Source organism: Pseudomonas sp. GD03858, assembly GCF_029840925.1.
Taxonomy (GTDB): Bacteria; Pseudomonadota; Gammaproteobacteria; order Pseudomonadales; family Pseudomonadaceae; genus Aquipseudomonas.
The window spans coordinates 1-8,586 of the sequence record NZ_JAOCDM010000164.1 but is presented as its reverse complement, the minus strand read 5'-3'; the positions used below and the strand labels follow the sequence as shown (position 1 = coordinate 8,586).

1 protein-coding gene is annotated in these 8,586 nt (G+C 69.1%); it reads left to right on the top strand.

What is annotated here, in order from left to right; translation table 11 throughout:
• Nucleotides 1–8,586 (top strand): non-ribosomal peptide synthetase (locus N5D48_RS24925; protein ID WP_279888702.1); only part of this gene is annotated, 8,586 nt, incomplete at both ends.

Here is an 8,586-nt window from a genome sequence, read left to right as displayed (position 1 = left end):
GAGGATCCACTGCCCCAGGGCGCGCTGCCGATTGGCCGCCCCATCGACAACACCCGGCTGTACGTGCTCGATGGCCATGACCAGCCCGTGCCGATCGGCGTGGCTGGCCAGCTGCACATCGGCGGTGCCGGGGTGGCGCGTGGCTACCTTGGGCTGGCGGAGCAACAGGCCGAGCGCTTCATCGCCAGCCCGTTCAACGAAGGCGAGCGCCTGTACCGCAGCGGCGACCTGGTGCGCCAGCGCGCCGATGGCGTGCTCGAGTTCCTCGGGCGCAGCGACCACCAGATCAAGCTGCGCGGGCTGCGCATCGAACCGGGCGAGATCGAGGCCTGCCTGGCACGCCAGCCCGGCGTGCGCGAAGCCGTGGTGCTGGTGCATGACGCCGCGCCCGCGGGGCCTCGCCTGGTGGCCTACCACACGGGCGAGCCGCAGTTGGCCGAGGTCCTGCGCCAAGCGCTGCTGGCGCGGCTGCCGGAGTACATGGTGCCGGCGTTGTTCGTCCACCTCGAGGCGCTGCCGCTGACCCCCAACGGCAAGCTCGACCGCAAGGCGCTGCCGACGCCGGAGCTGCCGGCGCGCGTTTACGAAGCGCCGCAAGGCGACACCGAACAGCTGCTGGCCGGGATCTGGGCCGAACTGCTGGGCGTGGAACGGGTAGGGCGCCATGACAACTTCTTCGAACTGGGCGGCCACTCGCTGTTGGCGGTGCGACTGGTCGAGCGCATGCGTCAGCAGGGACTGCAAGCCGATGTGCGGGTACTTTTCGGCCAGCCGACCCTTGTCGCGTTGGCCGCGACGGTGACTAGCGAGGCGTCGGCGCAGGTGCCGGCCAACCTGATCCCGCGAGGTTGCACGCGGATCACGCCGCAGATGCTGCCCTTGGCCGAACTCGATCAGGCATCCATCGACGACCTGGTGGCGCGCATCCCGGGCGGTAGCGCCAATGTCCAGGACATCTACGGGCTGGCGCCGCTGCAGCAGGGCATCCTCTATCACCACCTGGCCAGCGCCGAGGCCGACCCCTACGTCGGCCGCGCGCGTTTCGCCTTCGCCGGCGAGGCCGAGCTGAACAACTTCGTCGCCGCCCTGGACGCACTGATCGCCGCGCACGATATCCTGCGCACCAGCATCCACTGGGCCGGGCTCGACGAGCCGGTTCAGGTGGTCCAACACCAGGCACGCCTGCCGCTGGTCGAGCAGGCCGACCTGCAGCGCCTGGATCTCACCTGCGCCCCGCTGATGAAGCTGGTGCGTCACGCCGCGGGCGAGCGCCTGGAGGCGAGCCTGCTGATGCACCACATACTGCTCGACCACACTGCCACAGAGCTGCTGGTGTCGCAGTTGAGCGCCATGTTGCAAGGGCACGCGCTCGAAATCGACAGCGTGCCCTATCGCAACTATGTGGCCCGTGCCCGCTTGCAGGCCGACCCGCAGGCCGACGAGGCGATGTTCCGTGAGTTGCTGGGCGATATCGATGAGCCGACCGAGGTGTTCGGCCTGCGCGATGTGCAGGGCAATGGTGTCGAGGTGCTCGACACCCGTCAGGCGCTGGACGATGGATTGACCCGGCGCTTGCGTGCGCAGGCCCGGCACTTGGGGGTGAGCCTCGCCAGCCTGGTGCATCAGGCCTGGGGCCAGGTGCTGGCCCAGCTCAGCGGGCGCGAGGACGTGGTGTTCGGCACCGTGCTGCTCGGGCGCCTGCAGGGCGGGGCGGGGGCCGACCGGGCGCTGGGCATGTTCATCAACACCCTGCCGCTGCGGGTGAGCGTCGATGGGGTGGGCGTGGCCGATGGCGTGCGCCTTACCCATCAGCGCCTGGCGCGGCTGCTGGGCCATGAGCAGGCGTCGCTGGCCCAGGCCCTGCGCTGCAGTGGCGTACCTGCTTCGCAAGCCTTGTTCAGCAGCCTGTTGAACGTGCGTCATAGCACGCCCCAGAGCATGGGCAAGGATCTGGGTTGGGCCGGCATCGAGCTGCTGGACGCGCACGAGCGCAGCAACTATCCACTGGTGGTCAACGTCGATGACCTGGGCGAAGGAATGTCCGTGACCGTGCAGGCCGTGCCCCAGGTCGACGGCGCGCAGGTCTGTGCCCTGCTGGCCTGTGCCCTGGAGCACCTCGCCCAGGCCCTGGAAGTGGCGCCGGACACCGCGCTTCACACCATCTCCTGCCTAACACCCGAGGCGCGCCGCCAGGTGCTGCGCGATTTCAACGCCACCACTCGCGACTATCCGCGCGAACAACCGCTGCACGTGCTGTTCCGCGCCCATGCCGCCGCCACGGCCGATGCGCTGGCGGTCGTCCATGGCGCGCGACAATGGCGCTATGGTGAACTCGAACGCCATGCCAACCGCCTGGCCCATCATCTGCTGGCGCTTGGCCTGCGCCAGGGCGAGCGGGTGGCGCTGCTGCTGCCGCGCTCGTTCGACCTGATCGCCGCCCAGCTGGCCGTGAGCAGCTGTGGCGCGGTCTATGTGCCGCTGGATGCCAATGCACCAGCCGAGCGCCAAAGCCTGATGATCGAGGACTGCGGCGCCGCGCTGCTGCTGACCCACGCGCAGCAGCCACGCTTGACCTCGGCTCGCCGCGTCGAGCTCGACGGCCTGACGCTGGACAGCTATCCCGAGCATGCCCCGGACATCCCGGTGGCCGCCCATGACGGCGCCTACATCATGTACACCTCCGGGTCCACCGGGGGGCCGAAGGGTGTCCAGGTGCCGCACCGGGCCATCGCGCGCCTGGTGATCAACAATGGTTTCGCCGACTTCGATGGCAACGACCGGTTAGCCTTCGCCTCGAACCCCGCCTTCGACGCCAGCACCCTCGAAGTCTGGGCGGCGCTGCTCAATGGTGGCACGGTCGTGGTGATCGACCAGCACCAGGTGCTGTCGCCACAGGGCCTGGGCGAGGCGTTGCTCGCCGGCGGCGTGACGGCGCTGTGGTTGACCGCCGGCCTGTTCCACCAGTACGCGGGCGATCTGCTGCCGGTGTTCCGTACCTTGCGCTACCTGATGGTGGGTGGCGACGTGCTCGATCCGGCGGTGGTCGCCCGCGTGCTGCGCGAGGGCGCGCCGGGTCATTTGCTCAATGGCTACGGCCCGACCGAGGCCACCACCTTCAGCACCACCCACGAGATCCTCGAGGTGGGCGAGGGCGCCATTGCGATCGGTCGACCGATTGGCAACAGCCGCTGCTACGTGCTCGATGCCCGGCAGCAGCCGCTGCCGGTGGGGGCGGTGGGCGAACTGTACATCGGTGGCGATGGCGTCGCCCTGGGCTATCTGGGGCAGCCACGGCTCAACGCCGAGCGTTTCCTTGCCGACCCGTTCAGCGACGCGCCAGGGGCGCGCATGTACCGCAGTGGCGACCTGGCAAGCTGGCAGGCCGACGGCACCCTGCGCTACCTCGGGCGCGGCGATCGTCAGGTCAAGCTGCGCGGTTTTCGCATCGAACTGGGCGAAATCGAATCCCGTCTGGCCGCCTGCGCCGGGGTGCGCGATGCCGTGGTGCTGGTGCGCGAGGACACGCCGGGCGACAAGCGCCTGGTGGCGTACTACAGCAGCGAGGGCCAGACACCTGCGATCGACGCCTTGCACGATCGATTGCAAGGCCAGTTGCCGGACTACATGCTGCCAGCGGCCTATGTACTGGTCGCGCAATGGCCGCTGACCGCCAACGGCAAGCTGGATCGCCGGGCGCTGCCAGCGCCGGACCAGGGCGCGGTGGTCAGTCGCGTGTTCGCGGCGCCCGAAGGCGAGGTGGAAACCGCCCTGGCGGCCATCTGGGCCGAGGTGCTGAAGGTCGACCAGGTCGGACGTCACGATCATTTCTTCGAGCTCGGCGGTCACTCGCTGCTGGCGGTGACCTTGATCGAACGCATGCGCAAGGCCGGCCTTGCCGCCGACGTGCGCGTGCTGTTCGCCCAGCCGACCCTGGCGGCATTGGCGGCGGCGGCCGGCAGTGGCCGAGAGATCGAGGTACCGGCCAATCGCGTGCCGACCCTGGCCACGCGAATCACCCCGGCCATGCTCAGCCTGATCGACCTGGATCAGGCCAGCATCGATCGCATTGTCGCCACGGTGCCCGGCGGCGCGGCCAACGTGCAGGAAATCTACCCGCTGGCACCCCTGCAGACGGGCATTCTCTATCACCACCGCAGCGCCGCCGAGGGCGACCCGTACCTGCTGCAGTCGCGCCTGGCCTTCGACAGCCTCGCGCGCCTGCAGGCGTGGGCCGGCGCCTTGCAACAGGTCATCGACCGCCACGACATCCTGCGTACCGCGGTGCTCTGGGACGGTCTGGACGAACCTGTGCAGGTGGTGTGGCGCCATGCCGAGCTGGCGCTCAGCGAGATCACCCTCGAGCCGACCGATACGGCGGTCATCGACCAGTTGCAGGCCCGCTTCGACGCCCGCGGGTATCGCATCGACCTCGGCCATGCCCCGTTGCTGCGCCTGGTCTATGCCCGCGATCCGGCCAATGAGCAGGTCGTGGCGATCGTGCTGTTCCATCACCTGGTGCTCGACCACACCGCCATGGCGGTGGTGGGAGCCGAAATGCAGGCCCTGCTGTTCGACGAAGGCGCGGGGCTCCCGGCGCCGGTACCCTATCGCAACTACCTGGCGCAGGCTCGCCTGGCCAATGACCCACGGCAGCATGAAAGCTTCTTCCGCGCCATGCTCGGCGATGTCGAGGAGCCGACCCTGCCGTTCGGCCTGCGCGATGTGCAAGGCGAGGGGCTGGGCGTCGAGCAGGCACGGCTGACGCTGGACGCGGCCCTGGCCCAGCGCCTGCGCGAGCAGGCCCGACGCCTGGGCGTCAGCCCCGCGAGCATGATGCACCTGGCCTGGGCGCGCCTGCTGGGCGTGCTGGCCAATCGCACCGATGTGGTGTTTGGCACCGTGCTGCTGGGCCGCCTGCAGGGCGGCGAGGGCGCCGACCGGGCGCTGGGAATGTTCATCAATACCCTGCCGCTGCGGGTCGACACCACGGTGGCGGTGGCCGAGGCGGTGGCTGCGACCCATGCCGGGTTGTCGGCGCTGCTCGGTCACGAGCATGCGTCACTGGCCCTGGCCCAGCGCTGCAGCGGTGTGCCTGCCGGCCTGCCGCTGTTCAGTGCCTTGCTCAACTATCGCCACAGCGCCGCCGATGAGCCGCGCGATGGCCAGGGTATCTGGCAGGGCGTGCGTCTGCTCGGCGGCGAGGAGCGCAGCAACTATCCGCTGACCCTGAGCGTCGACGACCTCGGTGCAGGTTTCGTTCTCAGTGTGCTGGCACAAGCCGGTATCGGCGCCGAGCGGATTGCCACCTGGATGGCCAATACCCTGGCGCAGCTGGCGCGGGCCCTGGAACAGGCCCCTGGCACAGCGGTCGAAGCGTTGCCGGTGCTGGCCCGCGATGAGCGCGAACGCCTGCTGGACGGGTTCAACGACACGGCCCGGCGCTACCCCGAAGGTCACACTGTGCATGCCCTGGTCGAGGCCCAAGCCGCCCGCGCTCCCCAGGCTCGAGCCGTGGTGCAGGGCGAGGTGGTGGTCAGCTACGACGCACTCAATCGTGCCGCCAACCGCCTGGCCCATCGCCTGATCGCCCGTGGCGTGCGGCGCGGCGCCCGGGTGGCACTGTGCCTGCCACGCACCCCGCAGCGCCTGGTGGCTCTGCTGGCTGTGCTCAAGGCCGGTGCCGCCTATGTGCCGGTGGATCCGGCATATCCGCTCGAGCGCATCGCCTACCTGCTGCATGACAGCGCGCCGACCCTGGTGCTGGCCGAGTCGAACAACCCGAGCCTGCCCGCGGATGTCGCCCGTCTGGACCTGGACCGTGACGATTGGCACGCCTGCGCCGATCACGACCCCCGGGTGTCGGGCGTGGACGACGGCGATCTGGCCTATGTGGTCTATACCTCCGGTTCCACCGGCCAGCCCAAAGGGGTCATGGTCGAGCACCGTACCCTGGCCAATCTGGTCCACTGGCACTGCGAAAACTTCGCCTTGGTGCCCGGCAGCCAGACCTCCAGCGTCGCCGGCTTTGGCTTCGACGCCATGGCCTGGGAGACCTGGCCCGCATTGTGCGCCGGGGCCGCGCTGCACCTGCCACCGACCGAGGTGGCCGCAGAGCATGTCGAGGCGCTGCTCGACTGGTGGCGAAGCACACCGTTGCAGGTCAGCTTCCTGCCGACGCCGCTGGCCGAGCAGGTGCTGCGCCAGGGCGCGGGGCATCCGACCTTGCGCACGCTGCTGACCGGCGGTGATCGCCTGCGTCCGTTCCCGAGCGCGCCAGGCTTTGCCGTGGTCAACAACTACGGCCCTACCGAGGCCACCGTGGTGGCCACCTCTGGCGAGGTGTCGCCGGGAGCCGCGCCGCATATCGGTCGGCCGATCGCCAACACCCGGGTCTATGTGCTCGATGGTCAGCGTCAGCCGGTGCCGGTGGGCGCGGTGGGCGAGCTGTACATTGGCGGCGCCGGGGTCGCCCGGGGCTACCTGCATCGCCCGGAGCTCACTGACGAACGCTTCGTTGCCGACCCGTTCGCCGGGCGCAGCGGCGCGCGCATGTATCGCAGTGGCGACCTGGTGCGCTGGAATGCCGACGGCACCCTGGACTACGTTGCACGCAACGACGATCAGGTGAAGATTCGCGGCGTGCGGGTCGAACTGGGCGAGATCGAAGCCGCGCTGGCGAGGGTGGCGGGCGTGGGCGACGTCGCGGTGCTGGTACGCGCCGAACGTCTGCTGGCCTGGTACTGCGCCGATGCCGAAGTGACCGCCGATGTGTTGCGCCAGGCACTGAGCACCCTGTTGCCGGCGCACATGCTGCCCCAGGCGTTCATCCGCCTGGACGCCTTGCCATTGACCGCCCACGGCAAGCTCGACCGCCGCGCCTTGCCGGACCCTGACCCGGCGAGCCTGGCGGGGCAGGCCTACGAAGCGCCACAGGGCGAGCGGGAAACCGTCATGGCCCAGGTGTGGGCCGAGGTCCTGGGCATCGAGCGCGTCGGACGCCACGACAACTTCTTCGCGCTGGGTGGCCATTCGCTGCTGGCCGTCAACCTGATCGATCGCTTGCGCCAGCAGGGGCTGGAGTGCGATGTGCGGCTGTTGTTCAGCCAACCCAGCGTGGCCGCCCTGGCCGCCACGCAAGGTGCCGGGCGGCAGGTCGCGATACCGGCCAACGGCATCCCGGCCGGCTGTACCCGGATCACACCGGACATGCTCACCCTGGTACGCCTGGAACCGCGCCATATCGAGCGTATCGTCGCCAGCGTGCCGGGCGGCGCGGCCAACGTGCAGGACATCTACCCGTTGGCGCCGTTGCAGGAGGGCATTCTCTACCACCACCTCAGCTCGCCGGAGCACGACCCCTATGTGCTCGCCTCGCGCATGCTCTTCGATGGCCCGACGCGTCTACAGGCGTTCCGCGACGCCTTGCAGCAGGTCATCGATCGCCATGACGTATTGCGTACCGCGATACGCTGGGAAGGGCTGCCGCAGCCGATGCAGGTCGTCTGGCGCGAAGCTACGTTGCAGGTCGCGCCCATCGAGGAGGTGGACACTCAGCACCTGGACCTTGGGCAGGCGCCATTGATACGTCTGTTGCATGGCACCCGCGACGATGGGTGTATCGACGTGCTGCTGCAGTTCCACCATATTCTGCTCGATCATACGGCTCTGGACCTGATCGCCGCCGAACTGCTCGGATACCTGCAAGGCAGCCCGCTGCCGAAGCAGCCGCCGACGCCTTACCGCAACTATGTGGCCCAGGCGCGCCTGGGCGTCAGCCAGGCTGAGCACGAGACTTACTTCCGCGAACAGCTGGGCGATATCGACGAGCCGACCCTGCCTTATGGCCTTGCCGATGTGCAGGGTGATGGCCAGGCCATCGAGCAAGCCGAGCTGTGGCTGGACGATGCGCTGGCCGAGCGCTTGCGACGCCAGGCACGGCAACTGGGCGGCAGTCTGGCCAGCTTGTTCCATCTGGCCTTCGCCCGCTTGCTGGCGGCTGTCAGTGGTCGCGACAGCGTGGTGTTCGGCACTGTGCTGCTGGGCCGCCTGGAGGCCGGCGAAGGGGCCGAGCGTACGCTGGGCATGTTCATCAACACCCTGCCGTTGCGCCTGGACCTGGCCGGGCTGAGCGTGCGCGACGCCGCGCAGGCGACCCAGCGAAACCTGGGCGCGCTGCTGGTCCACGAGCATGCCTCGCTGGCACTGGCCCAGCGTTGCAGCGCGGTGCCAGCGCCGGCGCCACTGTTCAGTGCCATGCTCAACTATCGCCATAGCCAGGAAGTGGATGAGACGAGCCGGCGGCAATGGCAGGGCATCGAGTTCTTCGACAGCAGGGAGCGCAGCAACTACCCGCTGAGCGTGAACGTGGACGATATGGGCCAGCGCCTGCGTCTGGTCGCCATGGTGCCGGCAGCGGTCGGCGCACAGCGGCTGTGCGGGCAGCTCGAACAGGTGCTGCGGGCGCTGGCCGTGGCTCTGGATGAGCAGCCGGCGCAATCGTTGCTGGATCTGCCGGTGATGAACGCCGAAGAGCGGCACCAGGTAGTGCTCGGCTTCAATGACACGGCGTGCGAGCACGACCTGACA